Source organism: Mesorhizobium sp. NPDC059025, from assembly GCF_042739655.1.
Lineage (GTDB): Bacteria > Pseudomonadota > Alphaproteobacteria > Rhizobiales > Rhizobiaceae > Mesorhizobium.
Window position 1 is genome coordinate 139435 of record NZ_JBHYIM010000013.1, and the last position, 19606, is coordinate 159040.

Below are 19606 nucleotides of genomic sequence, written 5' to 3' on the forward strand. Positions count from 1 at the left end.
CAGCCGTCAGACTTTCAACGGCCCCGATACGGTGAGGCCAAAAGCCCGCATCGCCTCGCTTGCCGAGATAATGCTATCGGCGACGGCGACGATCGCAATCCGCTTGGAGGTCGCCTGATCTCGGATGAGCTTGTAGGCAGCATCTTCCTCGATGCCATTCAGCTCGGTGAGGATCTTGACGGCCTTCTCGATCGCCCGGCGGCCTTTCAGCGTATCCTCCAGCTTGCGAACCTTGTTGGCCAGCCGACTTTCGTAACCGACACGATAGCGCGCCAGGGCAAACTGGGTCAGCACGCCAAGCTGACGGAGCGGCTTCGTCAGGACGCCATGCGCATTGAGATCGACAATCGCTTTCAGCGACGTCGGGCTCTCGTAGGTGACAATTGCTATGACCGCGGCCTTGCTGCCCTCAAGCAGCGCGACCAGGGGATCGATCGCCGTATCGCCGACTTGCAGGAAAACGGCGTCGAGATCGGCCGACAGCGTGGCCGGTGGCGGCCACATCGCCTTGACGTCGCAACCCAACCGCTTGAGATGGTCGACCAATGCCGATCCGTCCTCGTCCCGCGGGTGCAAAACCAGAACCCGCGCCTGGCGTAGATCGTCGAGGATCCGTTTCAATGTCGACACCGTATCAACTCTGCAGCCAAGGCTCCTCGAAACGAATGGAGGCGAGATAGGGGTCGGGTCGTATCTGTACCTGGGATTCCCAGGCGATATCGAATTGCCCCCTCGCATTCGCCACCCCGATGCGGGGTGTGGACCAGACATGCCGGTTTTCCGGATCAAAGTGCAAGCGACCCTCCGGAGACATGTAGTCGACCGCCAGCGCCGCCTGCCCCAGCCGGTGGGTATCGAGGGTTTCCGCAAGTTCCAAAGCTCGCGCAAACAGGTGAATCTGGGCATAGGCGGTCTGTGACCACATCGTCGCCATGGCATTGCCATCGAACCGGGCCGTCAGGGCTCGGATGAAGCGATGGTTTTCGTCATTTTCGACCGTGGCAAGATAAGGAGCAGACAGGACGTGGCCGGTGCATCGCTCGGGACCGATGACGCGGATTTCACTTTCGGCGAGTGTCAGGCTAGCGATTGGACGCTTTTCCCGATCGATACCGGCATCGGCATACATGCCGTAGAGTTTCTGGGCGCTGCGCCCGATGACGGTCGAAAACACTGCATCCGCCTCGGCTTTCTCGATCTCCTTCATGAGCCGGCGCATCGTGCGCTCGTCAGCATCCAGAGGCACATACTGTTCGCCGACGATCTCGCCGCCTTTGCACTCCAGCAGATCGCGCATGACCCGATTGGACTCGTGCGGATAGATGTAGTCGGAACCGGCCATGAAGATGCGCGGCCCATAGTTCTGCATGATGAAGTCGGCGAGCGCGAACGTATTCTGGTTGAGGGTGGCGCCCGTATAAAGGACGTTTTCGGAATATTCGAAACCTTCATAGATCGACGGGTACCAGAGCAGGCCGTTATGTCGTTCAACGATCGGCAAAGCAGCCTTTCGGCTTCCCGACATCGAACATCCGAAGATCACGTTGACGTCGTCTTCGGTGAGCAGTTTGCGGGCCAGGGAACGATACCCCTCGGGGTCACCGGCCGGATCATAGGCTATCGGCTCGATCTGGCGTCCCAAGACGCCACCGCCGGCGTTGATCTCCTCGATGGCAGTGCCGTTCCGAAGAAATGCTCGGATTCCGTGACCGCAGTGATGCCACTGCGAGAAAACAGAATGCCAATACGCCACGTCGCTGACATCTTCCGAGCCCTTTATCCAACCATGGCGTAGTTTACTTCGCCGATTGATGCAATCAGCCGAGCCAGGCACCCTCGGCGAGAACGATCAGCGCGTTTCGCAGGTGGCATCTTGCGCCGGCGCGCCAGCGCTGACCTTCTCCTGCAGATTTCCGGGCTCAACCCGTTCGCGGCTGCCGGAAAAGCGCCCGAACCGGCTATCAAACGCCTCCGAAGGGTCGGATCGGAGAACCATCCTCGAACCTTGAGTGCCTGAATGGAGACGGATCGACAATCGGCTTCCGGCCGAGCGCCAGATCCGCAAGAAGGCGCCCTGCCCCCGGCCCAATTCCAAAGCCATGACCGGAAAAGCCGGTGCCAACGATCAGGCCGGGAACAGCATCGACGGGCGAGATGACCGGGATCGTGTCTGGCATGGCGTCTATCATACCACCCCATTTCTGCACGATCCCGGCCTCGCTGAACCGGGGAAAGACGCGCATCAAGGCTCGATAAGCCTTGTCGAGTGTCGTTTCGACAGGGTCAGGGTCCAGGATACGAATGTGCTCGAATGGCGAAACATCATCGAGAGCCCATGGGCGCTCCAATCGCCATCGGTCGAAAAAGGCGCGACCAAATCTCAGCTGGAGGTGTCGCCCCTCGATTTTGAGAAGGGGCAGGAAATCCATGAAATAGCGAAAGCTGTCCGGGGTTATTTCGGCGCGGTTTTCAGAACCATTGGCGATGGTGTAGCCGCCGTCGAGACGCTTTCGATAAGCGAACTGCGATGACCAGGCAGCTCCGGGAGGTCCGTCAAGCGGGCCGGTCCGCAGAACGGAGGCCCTCACCCCGAGTTGCGGCAGACGGATACCGAGACTGCGGCAGAAAAGCGTGCTCCAGATTCCGCCGGCCAGAACCACCGCCTTGCAGGCGATGGGACCTCGCTCTGTCACCACGGACGTTACCCGGCCGGCTGTCGTTTCGACACCGCGGACGGCGCATCCCTGCAGGATAGTGGCGCCGTGCCGCTGCGCTGCGCGCGCAATCGCCGGAGCCGCCTTCTGTGGTTCGGCGCGTCCATCGCTTGGCGTGTAGAGGCCACTTCGCCACGGCTTTGCCGCACCCGGCATCAGCTCGGCGACCGCCTGCCCCCGCATCATATGAGTGTCCAGGCTGTAGGACCCAGCCGCCTTCAGCCAGGCCTCCCGTTGCGCCTCCTCTTCAGCACTTTCACAGGCGTACAGGATACCGGTTTGCCGGAAGCCAACGTCTTCACCAAGCATCTGGGAAAGGCCTTCCCAGATCTTGATCGCTTCAACGATCAGCGGAAGTTCACGCGGGTCACGTCCCATTCTGCGGACCCAGCCCCAGTTACGGCTGGATTGTTCGCCAGCGATTTCGCCCTTTTCACAGAGGGCGACCGGAACCCCTGCCATTGCCAGAAACAGGGCCGTACTGACGCCGATGATGCCGCCGCCGATGACCACGACTTCTGCCTGGCGCGGAACAATCTCGTTGGAAGTGACGGTTTCTGTCGGGGGTTGCATCCCTGCCGATGCCCTTTGTCCTGCTGCGCATTCGCGGCTGCGTGCCGCACGATTGCGGTAAGCCGCTGTAGAAAGGGACGCTAATTATGCCCGCGGCAATGATCGCCGTCATTTTTCTTGTTGGACCAGGCGCACCCACCTGCCCGACACCATCATCGTCTTCAGGCGCCTTGGAATGTCGGTCCGCTCCGGAGACATCGACCAGCGCGCGAATTGAGGAAGCCGCCTCTGACGGTCAACGCCGCTAGCTCGGCAAGCCAAGTTGCACGAGTATGCGGTTGATGTCCTGGCGGGCACGAAGATAGACGTCGCTGGCATTGTTGACCAGGTAGGATCTGATGGTTGTCACCTGATCAGCCATCGCCAGTTGTGATCGCATTCGCCCGAGGCAAGCGAACGCCCGATGCATGCCCGGCAAATCAATCCCGGAGGAACGAAGCTGGAATATTAGAACAATCTAAATCATTGATTCTATTCAAGTTCGTATGCCATTTTCCCAAACTTAGAACAAGGTCAGATGCCAAAGGGAAAGTTCGCCGGCAAGGTCGTTCGATAAAATTTATGTCTGTTTGAGAATCCCCCAAATAAAGTCTTTTACAAGCCTACTTATTCGTCTTATCGTTATACTTCGTGTCTATGTAGAATTGAAGCCATACCCAAGTTCTCATCCGCCGGATGCAGGGCATGGAGTGGTTTGCTCTGGCCTCTGGGGGATGGGTATGATCGCTTTCAAACGCGACGCAAGTGGCGTTTACCTAGCCGATACCCCCGCGAATGCCCGAGTAGCTTTCCTGTTTCAGGATGCGACACGCACTGACCCGACATTCGATCTGACGGCGGAGAGCTGGACCGATCCGGCGCAGCTTGGGTACGTTGCCTTTTTCGTGCCTTCGGCCACACGCGACTGGAAGGCTTTCGAAGCTGGCGTCCGCGATGCCTTTGCTTCCAATGCCGGAACACAGATCGGCTGGTTCCCGGAACCGTTGACCGTCGCGCCGATCCTGGTCGCGGTGATGGGACAAGGCACTTCCTCGCCCACGGTCTCGCAATCCTTCTCGCTGGCGTTCAGGCAAAGCGTGACGTTCCAGGTACAGCCGGATCTGTTCGGGCTGTCGACGACGGTCCTGTTCGACGACGCCTCCAACAGCCTGCAGATCGCCAACAGTCAACCACCGGCCGCTTTGCTTTTGACGGCGACGCCGCCTGCCGGTGCCACGGTAACCTTCTACTCGCAGGCGCCGCATGCCAGCCTGGCACTCACAGGGCCCTATGCCGGCACGGTGAATGCGGCATTCGAACTGGCTGCGACGGACCTTGTTCAGTTCGAGGCCGGCCTGATGTATTTCACCCCGCCAACCGGCGGCGGGCTGGTCGGCGCATTGAATTATCCAGTCTTCCGCGGCGCCGGTGGAGCGACGACGCCATTCGGCTTCAACGTCACACTGGATGTGCTTGGGCCACTCGACGCATCGCGCAGCTTCTTCCAGTTCACCGATCCGCTGCTTGGCTCGACTTTCGTCACCGCCAACGGCAAGCCGTTCGCCCTAAGCACCGTCAGCTCGGGGGATATCGGCACGGCGAGCCGGCTCGTCTTTGCCGGCCGGCCACAGCAATCGCCCGGCGAAGAGCGCTATTACTACCTGACGCCGGCGGGCCAATTCGGGCTGGCACTCGAAACCGGCAGCAACCAGGCCGCAGCTACAGCCACTGAAACCGTGCAGATGCTGTGCGGTGTCACCGGCACGGAATTCCTGAGCGTTACCGTGGGCGCAACGCCCGACAAATTGCAGTTCGTGCCGGCACAGCCGGCCTACCGCATCCCGCCAGCGCAGGATTCGTCAACCAGCCCGGCTTTTCTCGATGCCACCGCCACGACCTCGTGGGTGCAGTTGATCGTCCAGCAAGGCAGCTACGTCTCTCAGCCCGAACGCGCACCGCTGTACAAACAGGCGACCGACTCAGTTGCCCTGCTCGGAGATGCGGCGCCCGCCTCCGGCCTGGAGGTCTATGTGCTCGACTACTTCCCGGTCGAGTCCTGGAGCGCGCAGGGAAATGCCCCTTTGGTGCCTCTGGTGCCTTATGCGGGGCTCGATTTCTCGACCGATCCAAACCTGGACGCGGCCAAATACCTGGATATGGAGTCGCGCGCACTCAATCCGAGACGGGCGGGCGGTTTCATCCCCGCGCCAGCACCAAAAGCGGCGACAAAGGCGGCATACACAGCTGCCGCGACGCTCGCCATGACGCCGCAAGGCATGCTGGCCGAGCTCGCCGGCACGCCGCTGACATGGACAGGGCTGCAGATGGCGACCAGCGCCGCCGGCATCCTCGAATTCGCCGACATGGGCCCCTCGATCTGCAAGGCAGTCCAGCGGAACCAGATCTTCACGGTGATCAGCGAGAATCCGGCCAGCGCCGACCCGCTCGGCAAGGGACAGGCCCTGTTCGATTTCTCCGCCGACAAGCTCGAAATCGGCGACTGGACCTTCGATCTCTCATCGGGTGGGTTGGCCGCGCCGGATGGTACGCCGCCGATCTTCATGATGAAGTTCTATCCGGGCGAAACGATCGAGCAGCTCGTCGCCGACACGCGGCTGTGGTCGCAACCCGACACCTTCAACAAGACCTTCACTGCGGCCGCCACACAGGCCTATCTGCAGAAGCTGATCGCTAATGCCAAGGCCAGCGTATTCCCCGAAGGGGGCGGCCAGCCGGACACGACCTCGCTCTACTGGAATTTCTATCAGACCGTTACCAATCCTGCTTTCAACGGCATCCTCGCCGTCAACTGCAACATGCAGCTTGATGAGCTGCCGACCGCGGTGCGCGCCGTGCTCGGCGGCATGCAGGATCCGGGCATTGCCGGCTTTCGCGTCCACCATGTCGGCATCGAAATCAATAACACCGATCCATCGCAATCCCTGCCGACGCTGGCCCAGAGCGCAACCTTCGCACTGGTCGACTATGAAAAGGCGGCGAGCAGCGCCGTGCCGGCGGTCGACATCGATTTCGGCTTCGAGGTCGAATATCTACGCGCGCTGTTCACCAATTCCGAGCTGCGCAGTTTCGCCTGCGAGATCAATCTCACCATCAACAAGCTGTTCAAGGTCGGCGTGAGCCTGCCCCCCGGCCAGAACACGGCTGCCGGGGACGAAGCCAATGTAATCGCCATCATGGGCTCCTACCAGGCGCACGCGACCAGCGGCGACGACAGCAGCTCCGGACAAGGGGTCTACTCCTTTGTCGCCCAGGGCGATTTCGTCTTCGACTTTGCCGACAACAAGTTCCTCAAGCAGATCACGCTGAACAAGCTGCAGTTCTCGTTCGACGAGGAGACGCCGGCAGCTTCGCCGAGCAACGGCACCACCACCCATATCAAGGCGCATTTCGGCATATGGGGCGACATCGAGTTCAACGAGCTGCAGGTGCTGGACCTGTTCTCGTTCGAAAAACTGGTTTTCTCCAATCTCGGCATAGATGTCGGCTTCGACCTGACCATCTACAATCCTTCGGTGCAGCAGCAGCCGTCGACCGACAACCTGTCGCTTTCCTTCGCACCAGGCGACTTGCGACTGGATCTTGGCTCCACTGAAAAGCGCAGCGGCGCCGACAGCCTGCTCGATATGATCCCGTTCAAGCTGCAGTCGTTCCTCTATTCGGGCGATGCCGACGAGACGATCGAGAGCCTGAACTATTATTCGCTCGGTTCGCTGCCCGGGCTCGCCGAAAACGGCATCACACTGCAGGACAATTTCAACTACGCGTTGATCTTCGACCTCGATCTCGGTTCGATGGGCGGGTTGGTCGGCTCGCTGTCGGCCTTCAAGTTCAGCGTGCTGATCGGCTGGCTGAGCCCGGAGGACGGCGGCGGACTTGCCTTCGGCATCCAGCTGCCGCAGGTCGACGGCAAGCTCGAAATCAAGATCGAGGGCGTACTGACCATCTCGATCGAGCAGTTCAACCTCGAATACGCCGCCAACGCCGATCCCAAGATGCTGGTGCTCGGCATGCACAACTGTTTCATCGAGGTTCTGGGCAACCGGCTGCCACCGGACGGCACGATCAGCATCGGCCTGTTCGCACCGACCGAGGGCGCTGACCAGATCGGCTGGATCGGCGCCTACAACCAGGGCAAGGACGGCGGTGGTGGCGGCGACACACAGGAGCTGCTTGCGCCAGGACGAGCGCTCGTCAGGGCCGAGGCGGCGAGCGATGTCCTGGCTCTGGTCTATCTCGGGGTCGGCCAGCGGGTCGGTCCCGATCCGACCAATCCGCCTGCGAATTTCGACGCTTTCCTGAAATTCATGCAGGACGATTTCTGGGATGCCCTGCAGAACAAGAAATACTCCGACATCTACCATCCCGACGGCAAGTGGATCATCGTCACCGACTTCAACCTGCTGAAAGTGATCCAGATCGGCTTCGTCTTCTACGACGTGACGCCATTCTACGCCTTGCTGCTGCGGCTGACCGGCGGCGCCGGCAAGGGCGCGGAGATCGAGGTCGTCTACACCAAGATATCCGACACGATCGGCAAGTTCGCAACGGTCTTCAGTCTGCCCGACAGCCTGCGCACCTTCCAGATCGGTGCAGCCTCATTAACGCTGCCGACGTTAAGCGTCGATGTCTACACCAATGGCGACTGGAAGGTCGACCTTGGCTTCCCGGACGGCGACAACTGGAGTGTGTGCTTCCAGGTGCAGGCGCAGGCAGGCCCAATTCCGGTCACCGGATCGGGTGGCTTCTACATCGCCAGCCTGAGCTCGGCCACCGACCCGGACGTCTTCAGGGGCACCTACCAGAGCATCCTTGCCTTCGGCTTCGCCGCACGGCTTGGCGTCGGAAAGGACTTCACCGCCGGACCACTGAAGGCCGGCGTGAGCGTCACCTTCTTCGGCATCATCCAAGGTGCCGCCGGTTATCTTACCAGCGGCGGCGGTGACCTCGCCAAGAAACCCGACGCGCTTTCGTTGCAGGGCCAGTTCGGCATCATCGGCGAGCTTTACGGCTCGATCGATTTCGTCATCATCAAGGCCAGCGTCAATGTCCGCCTGCAGGCTTCGATCGGCATCATCCTGGCGCTCGAACCGCCCAGTGTGCCTGGCGGAGGCAGTGGCTCGATCCTGCTCTACATCGAGGCCAGTGTCAGCGTCAGCGTGACGGTCAAAATCAATCTCTTCCTGTTCTCCATTTCGATCAGCTTCAGCTTCAATGCCTCTTTCCGTTTCGAGTGGCAGTTGGCCGGCTCGTCACCGCAGGCCAGGATCGAGACTTTCGCAGGACTGAGACAGAGGCTTCTTGCCAGTGCCGCGCCAAACGTCGGGCTGCTGCCCAATCTGCCGAAGAATCTGCCGATCCTGTTCCTGCCGGAATTGACGGTGGTGTTCCCTGACGCAACGAGCAACGGCGCGCCTTGGCTCGTCACTTCGCTCGGCGTGCAGTATGACGACAACCCGCCGCAGAACCCGACCTATGCCGACTTCAAGCCGTTCGAGGCCGTGACGACGCAGCTCGCTACCTTCGCCGTCATGCACGCACTGAATCTCGCCGCCTATAACTCCGAAGTCCTGCTCGAATTCGATCCGGCCAGCGGCACGCTCGGGTTGAAGGATATCGACAGCGACCCGGCTGCGCTGACCGGCTGGATCGACTATCCGACGTTGCTTGGCCAGCTGGCCAATTTCAACGCCACGATCGCCACCCCGACCGCCGGCGCCAAGGCAACGGTGTTTCCGATGCCGCCATTCCTCAACATCGCCACCAGCGGGCGTACGGACGGCAACGGCAACGCGCAGGACCTCTCCTACCAGTTCCAGTCGCAGAACCTGGTCTCGCAGAGCTATCTGCAGACGGTCGATGCGTATTTCAGCCAGCTCTTCGTCAACCAGACATCAAATCCGCCTCAAGCCGATGCGGACAGCGGCACGACGCCGCTGTCGCAGGAGATATTCCTCGATTATTTCAAGGGCCTGATCCGCGGCGCGGTCCACGAGCTTCTGGTGACGATGCAGAATGCCGGGCTGACTTCGTCGCCGCTCGACAAGCTTTTCATGGCGGCGGTTGCCGCGCCCACGCCGGGCGCGCAGACGCGTTTCCAAGGCCTGGCGGGACAGATGTCGAGCGCGCTGCGCGGCGGCGTGCGCCTGCCCTACACCGCCGGCCTCACTGTGCCCGGCGGAGCGGCTTCGACCATCACCAATCCGCTATATGCGCTGTTGTGGCAGGAATTCCCCGCAGGTGGTTTCGCCAAGAATGACAGCTACAGCATCACGCTGAGCAATCCCGACAAGACGCAAGGCTGGCTCACCACCAGCGCTTCTTTCTCGCTCACCAAGAACGTCCTTGCCCAGTATCAGGGCCTCACCGAAGCATCCGTTACAGCACCTGGCACCCCGACGCCGATCGCACTCAGTTCGACGGGCCCACAATCCTTCGCACTGGAGAATGCCATCGTCTGGATGCCATCGGGCGCCAGTGCCCTCAGCCTGCGTCCGTTCGCGCCCAGCCTGGCGAAACTGCAGACAAACGAAGGCACCGCCGCCATTCCCGCGCTGATCAAATCGCGCCAGGCGCAAGGCGCCTACATGCCGAACGGCACGCCACTGCCGGCTGGCAACATCACCTTCGCCACCAGCATCACTTTGACGGTCAAGCAGATCCCAGGCGCCACGCAAGGCAGCATGCTGCCGGATGTGTACGCACTCTCCGGCGCCAGCCAGTCGGATGAGGCGCTGCTCGGCCGCATCCTCGACGACCTCCGGGCCGGCGACCGGCCGGTCGACGCGATCCAGATCCTCTATCAGACAGCAGCTGGCACCCCCGGCCTGGTCTCAGCCACGGTCGACGCAGATGCCGTGTTCGCACTGCGCACCAACGCCACGACGGTATCGCAGCCGCCGCAGGGACTGACGGGTTTCGCGTTCGACCTGCCGGCAGGTGTCTCTGTTGGAGCCAGCACCGATGTCACCGATGACGGCGGTTACGGGTTCCTGCAGATTATCCAGCAGGCAACCGTCACCAACGCGCCAGGCTATTACCTGCGCTTCATCGACAAGAGCGGCAACTCGTTGCCGACCGCGCTCTTCGTCAAGGGCGTGGCGCAGCTCACCATGCTGGTCACCTACAAACCCGGCAGCGGCAGCAACCAGAACGGTTCGCCACTGGCAATCCAGCCCTATTACAACGCGGTCGTGCTGGCCGGGACGCAGAACGGCCTCGTCTATTATGCCGAGACCGCCGATCCGGCGCTGGAGACGCGCTATGTCAAGGTCGCGGCCGGCACCTTTGGTGTTGAGCTGACTCGCCCGGAAAGCGTCATGCAACTCAAGACGCCGCCCCGCCTGGCAAAGAGCAAGCAGCTCGGCACGGCAAGCCACCGTGAACGCGATGATGTCATCGAGGCGTTGCGCCTGTCGGGCGTCACCGACGAGACCGAGTTGCATGAAGCACTCGCCGCAGCGGGCGCCGCGCCAGCAGCACTGAATTCCCTCTACAGCCTGATCACCTACCAGATCCAGGCGACGACAGGCTTCATCCTGAGCAATCTGTCCGCGCCCATCCAGCCGCAGAAGCCCGATCCGTCAGCGACCACCAGCACATACCGCGTCTTCGCGCCGCTCTACAATGTGGCGACCGCCAATATCGGTTCGTCGACGCCCGATCGCTACGCCTCGATCGACGACAAATTCGCGCTGTCGTTCTTCGTCAACGATGCTTTCGGCAACCAGTTGCCGACACCCGCCAGCTACACCGATACCAATCTCTATTTTGATCCGATCGTGCCTGTCGACCAATGGCCAGGCATCCTGTCGACCTACGGCTTCGACGCCTCGAAGGCGAACACGATCGAGATCATGCTGACGCCGAGCCAGGCCGCCTTCAGCGGCATGTCGGCCGACCAGAAGGCTGCCGCGCTCGCCAGTTTCCGCACCATCGAAGACCAGATCAATGGCCCCGGCGTCTCGTTCTATGTCGAGACCAGCCTCGCGCTTCAGGCAGACGGCAGCAGCTTCGCCAACTTCACTGTCTCGGCCGCGGATACCAGCAAGATCGCCACCATGGTCGCGGACCTGATCAACTGGCTGGCCGGCATCAGCACGAATTTCCCGGGCGCTGTGACCATCTCGATGCCGGTGAGCAGCGTTGGCGCGCTGCCGCCACTCTTCGAGATCGTCGTGCTGTTCGGCATCACGCGAAACGCCAACCTGATCTCGCCTTATCTGAAGGACCAGTTCGACACGATCCTGGTGCCGTCGGCCCAGAACGTCGCGACGGGATTTGTTCCGGCTATCGCCGGCGCCAGCAGCATGTCGCAATTTGCTGCCGCCTTTACCGCAGCCTTCCCAGCCCAGAAACTCGCGGTGGGCATGAACGGCACCAATGCCACGTCTGGACAAAAACTGTCGAGCACGGGGCTGGCACGCAAGCGGCTCAAAGCCCTGAAGCTCGCGCAGGACGGAACCGGTGGCGCGCAACAGGGCTCGCAATCGTTGTGGGCCGCAGCAGCATCGCTGCTCGACATCACGATCGGTGCGGCCGGCGCTGGTCCGCGCTTCCTTTCGCCCAAGCCACTCGACAATGTCCTCAACAGCGCCACTGTGCCGCTGCCGACGCTATCGGCGAAGCTGCCTGCACTACCGGCACAGCAGCTGTTCATCGATACCGATCTCGACCAGCTCAACCGGACTTTCTTCCGCGCGGTCGACGACGTTTTGTCTCCAGCTTCGGCGGCGAAAGCCTTCGAGCTTGCGCCGGACGCCTACGATACGATCGCCATCGGCCGGGAAACGCTGGCGCAGAGATATGCGCAATACGAGGTGGATTGGCTGTTCGGTCCGCAATCGCCGTTCACCGGCACAACGGCGGCGCTGGCGGTGGCTCAGGACGTGTTCGAGCAGCAGATGCGCGCAGCCCTGATGACGGCCTACTCCGTAGACACGATCGTGCAGTACGACGTGACCTGGAACCAGTCCGTGTCGGCCGCCGCCGACGGCAACATCGAGCTTTTCGGCCAGATCGAGGCGGTGCTTTCCGGAAGCTACAGCTGGAGCGGGGCGACACTATCGGCGACGACCAGCAATCCGCATGGCCTGACCGATGGCAGCCGTGTGCTGGTGGTGTTCCAGGCAGGTTCCGGCCAGTTGCCGGCAAACGGTGTCTACGATGTAGACGTCACCGGGGACACGACTTTTACCATCACCATGGCGGCCAGCGGCTCCGGCGCCGGCACATTCTCAGCCACACGGCAAAACTCCGGCCTTTCGACCGCGCATGTCGGCATCAGCAGCACAGGCGCCAGTCCGCTGACCTTCCTCTATGGCGATCCCGACGCCGCGGCCGCAGCGGTGGTACCGTTCGACCTGCGCTTCGCTGTAACCAACCTGCAGTATTTCCTGGCTCCGGCGGGTGCGCCGGGCGAAGCACGTCCTTCGATCTGGCTGCAATTGATCGATCCCTACCCCAAGGGTGTGCCGCACATCGGCCCGACCGATACGCTGACGAACATACCGGTGGTCTATCGCCAATATCCGACACCGCCGACAATGATCAGCCAGACATGGTCGCAGTACACACCGGCATCGGGCTCCGGCAATCCGATCGCCGACGGCGCGGACTGGAGCTACCTCTATACCTATCAGGCGTTCCTCGTTGCCCAGGACCAGATCAACACCGCGGTCACCTACAACACCAATCTCAGCGCGGCGTCAGACAACGTACCCAACCGCGTCGGCGAGCTTCCTGGCACCGATGGTCCTTACGACCTGTTCACCGCGCTGGCACGTACGTCGGCGGTCTATGGCGCAATCGGTCCGCTGCTGCGCAACCCTGCCGATCCGGCCTGGGCCGATGCCGTCACCGCTTTCGCCACCGCCGTTGGCGAAGTGACCGCCAACAAGGACTGGAATCCCGGCCAGATCCTGGCCGGCGCGCAACGCCTCGCCAACGTCACCGACAGCTACGTCGTCACCGACGCGCTGCAGCCGGACGGAACCACCCGGCTGATCGAGTTGCAGTGGCCGGCCGCGCAGGGCGAATCGAGTTTTGCCAATGTTGCGTTGACCGTCACCGCACTCGATCCGTCAAACCTGACGTCATATCCGAAACAGCATGCGGTCCAGCCATCACCCCCGGACGGCCTGCTGTTCGAGGTGGACGATGCGGCGCCTGGTAATTTCGGCGTGGCACATACGATCGAGGTCGATGCACTCAACGTGCTCGCTGCCGAGAACGCACTGGCATCCGTGCAGATCGAGCGCAACCTGATCACACTCGAGGCCGCCGACAAGTCGGCATGGCAAGTGGTGTCGGAGTTTGTCTACAAAACCCCGCAGGTGCGGCCGAGTCAGCCTGTCACGCCGTTCATCGACAACGCGACGCCAATCGACGTGACGACATTGCCGGGCCAAGGGGCCGGCAGTACCTGCCCATCGTCGCCATCGAGCCTGTGCCAGCGTATCTACACCATCATGGCCGACCTTCTGGCCGACCCGACACAGGCAAAGTCGTTGCTCGGCGCGCATGCGGCTGCCAATCTCGCGGATGCGACGACAAGGCGGGTGAAGGTGGGCTGTTCCTACCAGTTCCCGCTCCCTGCCGTTGCTGGTGGCGCCTTCGACAGCGCGTCGATCAGCCCGCTGGTTCCGATCGTGCTGGCGCGCTCCTTCGAGATAGATGGCCAGCAACCGGCGCAGCTTGGCGATTTCGCGGCGCTGTTCGCCGAAGCGATAGCCAGCTGGGCTTCCGGCAACAGCATCGTCTTCGGCGCCAACGCAGAGCCGGCCGGGTCGAGGCTGGTGTTCGACATCACGCTTTATGCAGCGCTGAGCGGCGTCAACACGCCAGTGCTGCGCTTCAGCAACCTGCAACTCAAACTGACGGACGTCGACGCCAACTGATCGCCTTTGGCGGCATTTGCGACGGCGTCGCGGAACATGACTGGAAGGAGGGCCGACGTTTTCGAAACCTGATTGCACCGGATCGCCAGCAGGAGAATTGGCTGGGCCTCCGATGACGAGACAAGCGACAGAGCGACGGCAAAATCCGCCGCTCGGCAACTGGCAGGACCAAATAGTCTTAAACCGCAAACCGCGAGGCAAATCGATGGCAACGACCGCGAAATACAACATCCTTGGTGCTAACGCATCCACCACCAACTGGGACGGCTCGCCGCTGACGCTGGCCTACCGCGAAAGCGCGGCGATGCCGCAGACGACCAATGGCTCGATGGTCTTCGCCTATCAGAACACCGCTTCGCTGAACAATGCCGGCAAGCTGGCGCTGACCTCGGGCGGTTCGCAGCCATCATTCCTCAACTCGCCGGCGCTGCTCTCGCAGCCGAGCATCCTCGTCAACAACTGGCAGGCGAACAACCTCAACATCACCAATGTCAGTGTCGCCGCCGCGACGCCGATCTGGATCGAAGCCTTCGGCCCCGGCCTTCCGGGCCAGAAGCCCGTATCCCTTGCCATCAACACCGCGCTGACCATGAAGCCCGGTACGGTTGCACAAGGCACCTCGACCCCGAACTGGATGCAGCTGACGCTCGGAACCAACACAGGCCAGCTGATCGTCGTTGCCGTCGTCGGCGGCCCGCAGGATGCGTCGGGCAACAACGCCTACGCCATCGCGCTGAACTCGCCCTCCGGCAATACAGGCCCCGGCACGGGGACACCCGCTCCGCAGGGCTACTACGCGACGACAGGCGGCAACAACTACTCGTTCGAATTCAACTGGGGCTCATCGGTTGTCTACGTGGCGAACATGTCACCGTCGACCGCCTCGTCCCTGACGGCGGAGCTTCTGTCTCTGTGATCTAAACGCGGGAGTCGGCGGCACACGCCGGCTCCCGCAGCAACGCCGGCAAAAGAGGACTTCCGACATGCGCGACATCGTCCCGCAAGGCACCGTCAATGCGGCCTGGAACGGCCTGCCTCAGACGCTCGCCGTGCGCGGCAGCGTGACGATGCCGCAGACGCCGAACGGTTCACTCGTCGTCGGTTATTTCAACCAGTCGCAGCAGAACAATGCCGGAAAGCTCGCCATCACCTCGGGTGGCAGCGATCCGACGATCCTACCGGTTCCGGCACTGGCCCGGATGATCAGCGTCTTGACTGCGAACTGGCAGGCCAACAACCTCACGCTCACGAACATCAGCGTCAATGCCGCGACCCCGATCCTGGTTCAGGCTTTTGGTCCCGGCATTCCCGGCATGCAACCCGGGCCGCTGACGATCGGCACGCCGGTCCAGTTGGCCATGCGTCAGGCCGTGCAAGGGATAACGACACCGAACTGGATGCAAGTCGGGTTCAGTTCGAGCACGAGCAATCTCGAGGTTGTCGCCGTCGTGGGCGGTCCCCAGGATCAGTACGGCAACAACGCCTATGTGATTGCGCTCAATGCACCGGGTGGCGACACCGGCCCGCCACCCCTGCCGGCTCCGCCAGCCGGCTTCTTTGCAACCGCCGCCGGCAACAAATACGCACTGCCTTTCAACTGGGGAGCCGCATCTGTCTATGTGGTCAATCTGTCGCCGCAGACGGCAACTCCTGTGACAGCCCTGCTGCAATCCTTGTAGATTGAGCCTTTGATCATTTTGCAGATGCGCCTCGGCTCGAACGGAAACCATGCCGCCTTCGGAATTCAACATATTCGATCAACCACCGGCGGCGACGGATTGGAATGGCTTGCCAGTGACCTTGGCGGTGCGTCAGGGCGCAACGATGACGCAGACGCCGGCCGGGTCGATGATCCTGGCTTTCCAGAACAGCTCCCCGATGAACAATGCCGGCAAGCTGGCGCTGACCAGTGGCGGCGGCCAGCCGCAGTTCCTGCTGGCACCAGCGCTTGCGCTGCAGCCGACAATCCTGATCAGCAACTGGCAGGCCAACAATCTGAATGTGACCAACATCAGCGCGAACAACAACACGCCGATCTGGATCGCCGCGTATGGCCCCGGCATCGGGGCGCTGCCCGTGACGCTGCCGACCACGGGCGAACCCATTCCGGTTCCCGTCAACGGTACACTGCAGGCGATCACCGAGCCGCAATACATGCAGCTTGGCTTCCAGGCCAATTCGGCCAACCTGTGCCTGTTCGCCATTATTGGCGGACCTCAGGATACAAGTGGCAACAATGCTTATGCCATCGCGCTGAACTCGCAGTATGGCGATACCGGCCCCGGCCACCCCACGCCGGCCCCCGCCGGCTACTACGCAACGGCCGGAGGCAACAGCTATTCATTCGACTTCAACTGGGGAGCGTCGATCCTGTTCGTTGCTTTTTTTGGCAGCGGATCGATTGCAAACCAGCCATCAAAGCTGATGACGGCGCCGCCGATGATAAGTTTGGAGGCATTATAGCGCCGTTGACGGCAAGCTGGCGGCTTCACTTCGCCGACAAGCAATCGCTGAAATCCGACGGAGTATTCCGTCTTGTCTTCGGGAAAACTCCACCAAAACTTTGGTCTGCTTCGATAAAATACGATGTCGGAAAGCCGGTGCGCACGTTATTCTCGAAAAGGCTTGCACAGAGCACATGACTTGCGCTTTGAGAACGATCCGATGGGGCGGATAAATCATGGAAATCGTAGCACTCAGTCATTTCACCGGCTGTGTCGGCAGCGCGTTCGACATCGAGCTTGGAGAGAGTTCGGTAGCGCTTACCTTGGCGGAGGCTCGCCCATTGCCGGAAACCGGCTTTCCCGGAATGCGACGATCTCCCTTTTCCCTGATATTCCGGAGCGGTTCGCAGGTGGTACTGCCGCAAAAACTCTACAAGCTGAAAAATGCCACCCTCGGCCAGATGGAGATCTTCCTCGTTCCCGTCGCCAGGGATAAGGACGGCATCGTCTATCAGGCGATCTTCAACTAACGGGCCCTGCTGTCGCGGCGGAAGCCCGGGACGCCGCCCACTGCATCTGGATATGCGTATCGCCAGCTTCGGTTTCACGAAAATGCAGGCGGCGATAAAGCGCCTGAGCCCTGGCATTGTGACGCTCGACGTGCAGCAGGATGCCGGACGCCGAACAGGCTCTGGCCCGATGCTGGATCGCTTTCAGCAACGCTTGCCCATTGCCGAGATTGCGCCACTTCGGCAAGAACCCGATATCGATGATGTGCCAGCGCTCGACGCTGGCATCCACATAGAGCCTGCCAATCGGCTCGGTTCCGTGCAGCAACACCAGGAAATCAGCCTCTGCGAACCGCGCCACATAGTGGCGATGCTGCAGGTCGAACTGTCGATCGATGAATGCCCGTTTCATTTCCTGCGGCCAGGAAACCGGTTCCATTTCCTCCATGCGGAAAGACCAGTAGAGCTGGCGCAGGAACACGGTGTCCTCAAGCGTGGCGGCGCGAGATATGCCACGCGGCAATTTGAGCCGGGAATTCTCGCCTGACGGGAACACCGGCAATTGCTCGGTGCCGATAGACGTCATCACCCAAAGGCCGGGAACACGCCCGCCATCGCTATGCAGTAGTTCAGCGCAATATAGGGTTGTCGGTTCTCGTGCGGCTGGCTGCTCCCCGCCATGCCGATCATGTTGGGCGAAAATTGCGCGTTTGCCGTCGTGGTTTTGACGAATGGAGTGCTTTGCCCCGGCAGGGCGAGTGAGTTGCCCGCACTGGGTGATGGTGCCAACTTGGACGTCGTTCCCTGATTATAGATCGTGAACTGATGGATGTGCGCCGGCATCTCGGCCGCCGTCAAAGTTACGCTGCTTTCGCCAAACGTATCGCCGGCGGCACGCCGCGTCGTGCCTGGTCCGGCGCCCTGGTTGCAGCCGGCCCGATTGACGAAATTGGGCAACTGGAAAGTCGTCGTGCCATTGCCGCCGTAGAGGGTGCCGATCAATGCATACAGCGCCGAATTCTGCTGGACCGCGACAGTGGCCCCGGTGCAGAACGCCCAGCCGCGTGGAGGGAAGTTGAAGCCGAAAAGCTGTATCTCGCCGAGAAAGGGCTCGGTCATTGCAGTATCCTTTCAAACTATGTGGCGGACCGGTTCCATGAATTGTTGAAGCGCGTAATTCAGCCCTGGGAAGGATAGATCCCCGCATAGGCGATGCAGAATTGCACGGTCAGTGTTGGCATCATGTTGTCGTGCGGGTTGCTTGCCCCAGCTTGCTGGGTTGAAGCCACGGAGGAGATCAACGGAGTCGCACCACTGATATCGGTCGCATACATGTTGTCGCCCGTAAGCGCGCCGAGCTCGACCGTCTGCCCGACGGTTTTGGCATCGGCGTTCGAAGTGGTCGCGCTCATCGGGTGCGTATGCTGCGGCATCTGCAGCGAAAGCAGAGTGACATTTTCGCTCCCGCTCATCTGCCCGATGACATAAGTCGAGAGCCCTGTGCCCCTGCCCTGGTGTATGGGCACCCGACCGGAAAGCTGGGGGACGGCGAAGGTAGCCTGACCGTCCCCGCCGTAAGTGGTGCCGATCAACTGATACAGCACTTCATACTCGGCAATGGAATACAGCCCCCCGCTGCAAGGCAGCCATCCAACCGGTACGCGCGGAAAACCGAACATGCGGATCTCTCCGACATAGGGCGTGCTCATTGGCAAATCTCCGTGCAGGGATCTGGTGCTGTAGGGCAGGCGTCAGTTGCGCGACGGGAATATCCCGGTCATCGCGATGTTGAAGTTGATGGTTTCGTAGGGCTGCAGATTGGAATGCGCCTGGTTGCCGCCGACAGGGATGACGGTTTGAGGCGACAAAGGCACCAGCCGGCCATTCGGCACCGCATAGATGGCGTTCGTGTTGGTACCGTAGAGGGCACCGTCGGCACTTCGCTGTCCCCCGCTCGAAGTTGTTCCCTGCCCGACATGAAGATGCATCGGCAGGTGCTGGCTGAGCAGCGTGACGTTTTCAACACCGCCTGTCTCGCCCAAATTGTAGGGCGACGGCTGCCAGCTTGAATCCGAAGACGTTCCAAAGCCCGCCGGCGTGCGGCTCTGCAGGTTCGGCAGAGCAAAGGTCGTCACGCCATTGCCGCCATAGACTGTACCCAGCAGCGAAAACAGCGCCTGGTTCTGTGCGATGGCCACGATGGCACCGTTACAGAAAGCAAAGCCCTTTGGAGGGTAAGGGAAGCCGGTCATCATTATCTGACCCATGAAAAACTCCGCCATTTACTTTCCCCAGTTTTTATTGCCCCAGATCATTATCTTTGCGCACAGAATAGGGATTCTGCAAGGCCGTTTTTCCAGATCATGTAGACATGACCAAGACTGTATGGTTTACTTTTGCCATAGACCATTTCTGGGGTGATTCAGCTATTCTTGTGTAATATCTGAGCTTCTTATGCTAAGATATTATGC

The 19606-nt window shown here is 61.1% G+C and carries 11 protein-coding genes and 1 pseudogene; 5 read left to right on the forward strand and 7 right to left on the reverse strand.

Annotated features, from left to right (window positions below):
• Positions 1–6: 6 nt before the first annotated feature.
• The 3 genes and pseudogenes from ACFWYE_RS25590 to ACFWYE_RS25600 form a co-directional block, all read right to left on the reverse strand.
• Positions 7–630 (reverse strand): ANTAR domain-containing response regulator, encoded by a 624-nt coding sequence (locus ACFWYE_RS25590; RefSeq protein WP_379067353.1) that lies wholly within the window; start codon positions 628–630, stop codon positions 7–9.
• A gap of 4 nt (positions 631–634) precedes the next feature.
• Positions 635–1764, reverse strand: a pseudogene (locus ACFWYE_RS25595) (transporter substrate-binding domain-containing protein).
• Positions 1765–1961: 197 nt separating this feature from the next.
• Complete coding sequence (locus ACFWYE_RS25600) at positions 1962–3287, reverse strand: NAD(P)/FAD-dependent oxidoreductase (protein WP_379115008.1); 1326 nt, start codon at positions 3285–3287, stop codon at positions 1962–1964.
• 719 nt (positions 3288–4006) lie between these two features.
• Here ACFWYE_RS25600 and ACFWYE_RS25605 point away from each other — a divergent pair.
• The 5 genes from ACFWYE_RS25605 to ACFWYE_RS25625 all read left to right on the forward strand — a co-directional run bounded on the left by ACFWYE_RS25605 (position 4007) and on the right by ACFWYE_RS25625 (position 17156).
• Positions 4007–14182 (forward strand): hypothetical protein, encoded by a 10176-nt coding sequence (locus ACFWYE_RS25605; protein WP_379115009.1) that lies wholly within the window; start codon positions 4007–4009, stop codon positions 14180–14182.
• 205 nt (positions 14183–14387) lie between these two features.
• Positions 14388–15098: a hypothetical protein gene (locus tag ACFWYE_RS25610; protein ID WP_379115010.1), complete on the forward strand. Its 711-nt coding sequence runs from the start codon at positions 14388–14390 to the stop codon at positions 15096–15098.
• Positions 15099–15165: 67 nt separating this feature from the next.
• Entirely contained in the window at positions 15166–15861 is a 696-nt protein-coding gene (locus ACFWYE_RS25615) for a hypothetical protein (RefSeq protein ID WP_379115011.1), read from the forward strand.
• Between the two features lie 145 nt (positions 15862–16006).
• Complete coding sequence (locus ACFWYE_RS25620) at positions 16007–16645, forward strand: hypothetical protein (protein ID WP_379115012.1); 639 nt, start codon at positions 16007–16009, stop codon at positions 16643–16645.
• 217 nt (positions 16646–16862) lie between these two features.
• The gene (locus ACFWYE_RS25625) at positions 16863–17156 is read left to right on the forward strand and encodes a DUF6916 family protein (RefSeq protein ID WP_379115013.1); all 294 of its coding nucleotides are present in this window, start codon (positions 16863–16865) and stop codon (positions 17154–17156) included.
• Here ACFWYE_RS25625 and ACFWYE_RS25630 read toward each other — a convergent pair.
• The 4 genes from ACFWYE_RS25630 to ACFWYE_RS25645 are packed head-to-tail and all read right to left on the reverse strand — an operon-like array spanning position 17149 to position 19402.
• Complete coding sequence (locus tag ACFWYE_RS25630; protein WP_379115014.1) at positions 17149–17721, reverse strand: GNAT family N-acetyltransferase; 573 nt, start codon at positions 17719–17721, stop codon at positions 17149–17151. The two genes, ACFWYE_RS25625 and ACFWYE_RS25630, sit on opposite strands and share 8 nt — an antisense overlap.
• Positions 17721–18254, reverse strand: a complete 534-nt coding sequence (locus ACFWYE_RS25635; RefSeq protein ID WP_379115015.1) for a phage tail protein — start codon at positions 18252–18254, stop codon at positions 17721–17723. Before ACFWYE_RS25635 ends, ACFWYE_RS25630 begins: the two co-directional genes overlap by 1 nt.
• 59 nt (positions 18255–18313) lie before the next feature.
• Positions 18314–18844, reverse strand: coding sequence for a phage tail protein (locus tag ACFWYE_RS25640; RefSeq protein WP_379067334.1), 531 nt, complete (start codon positions 18842–18844; stop codon positions 18314–18316).
• Positions 18845–18886: 42 nt separating this feature from the next.
• Positions 18887–19402 (reverse strand): phage tail protein, encoded by a 516-nt coding sequence (locus tag ACFWYE_RS25645; protein ID WP_379115016.1) that lies wholly within the window; start codon positions 19400–19402, stop codon positions 18887–18889.
• Positions 19403–19606 lie beyond the last annotated feature (204 nt).

Coding starts and splice junctions, on each gene's coding strand:
- ACFWYE_RS25635 (WP_379115015.1), bottom strand. CDS start 18,254: ATGACCGAGCCCTTTCTCGGCGAGATACAGCTTTTCGGCTTCAACTTC.
- ACFWYE_RS25625 (WP_379115013.1), top strand. CDS start 16,863: ATGGAAATCGTAGCACTCAGTCATTTCACCGGCTGTGTCGGCAGCGCG.
- ACFWYE_RS25615 (WP_379115011.1), top strand. CDS start 15,166: ATGCGCGACATCGTCCCGCAAGGCACCGTCAATGCGGCCTGGAACGGC.
- ACFWYE_RS25640 (WP_379067334.1), bottom strand. CDS start 18,844: ATGAGCACGCCCTATGTCGGAGAGATCCGCATGTTCGGTTTTCCGCGC.
- ACFWYE_RS25610 (WP_379115010.1), top strand. CDS start 14,388: ATGGCAACGACCGCGAAATACAACATCCTTGGTGCTAACGCATCCACC.
- ACFWYE_RS25600 (WP_379115008.1), bottom strand. CDS start 3,287: ATGCAACCCCCGACAGAAACCGTCACTTCCAACGAGATTGTTCCGCGC.
- ACFWYE_RS25605 (WP_379115009.1), top strand. CDS start 4,007: ATGATCGCTTTCAAACGCGACGCAAGTGGCGTTTACCTAGCCGATACC.
- ACFWYE_RS25620 (WP_379115012.1), top strand. CDS start 16,007: ATGACGCAGACGCCGGCCGGGTCGATGATCCTGGCTTTCCAGAACAGC.
- ACFWYE_RS25645 (WP_379115016.1), bottom strand. CDS start 19,402: ATGGGTCAGATAATGATGACCGGCTTCCCTTACCCTCCAAAGGGCTTT.
- ACFWYE_RS25630 (WP_379115014.1), bottom strand. CDS start 17,721: ATGACGTCTATCGGCACCGAGCAATTGCCGGTGTTCCCGTCAGGCGAG.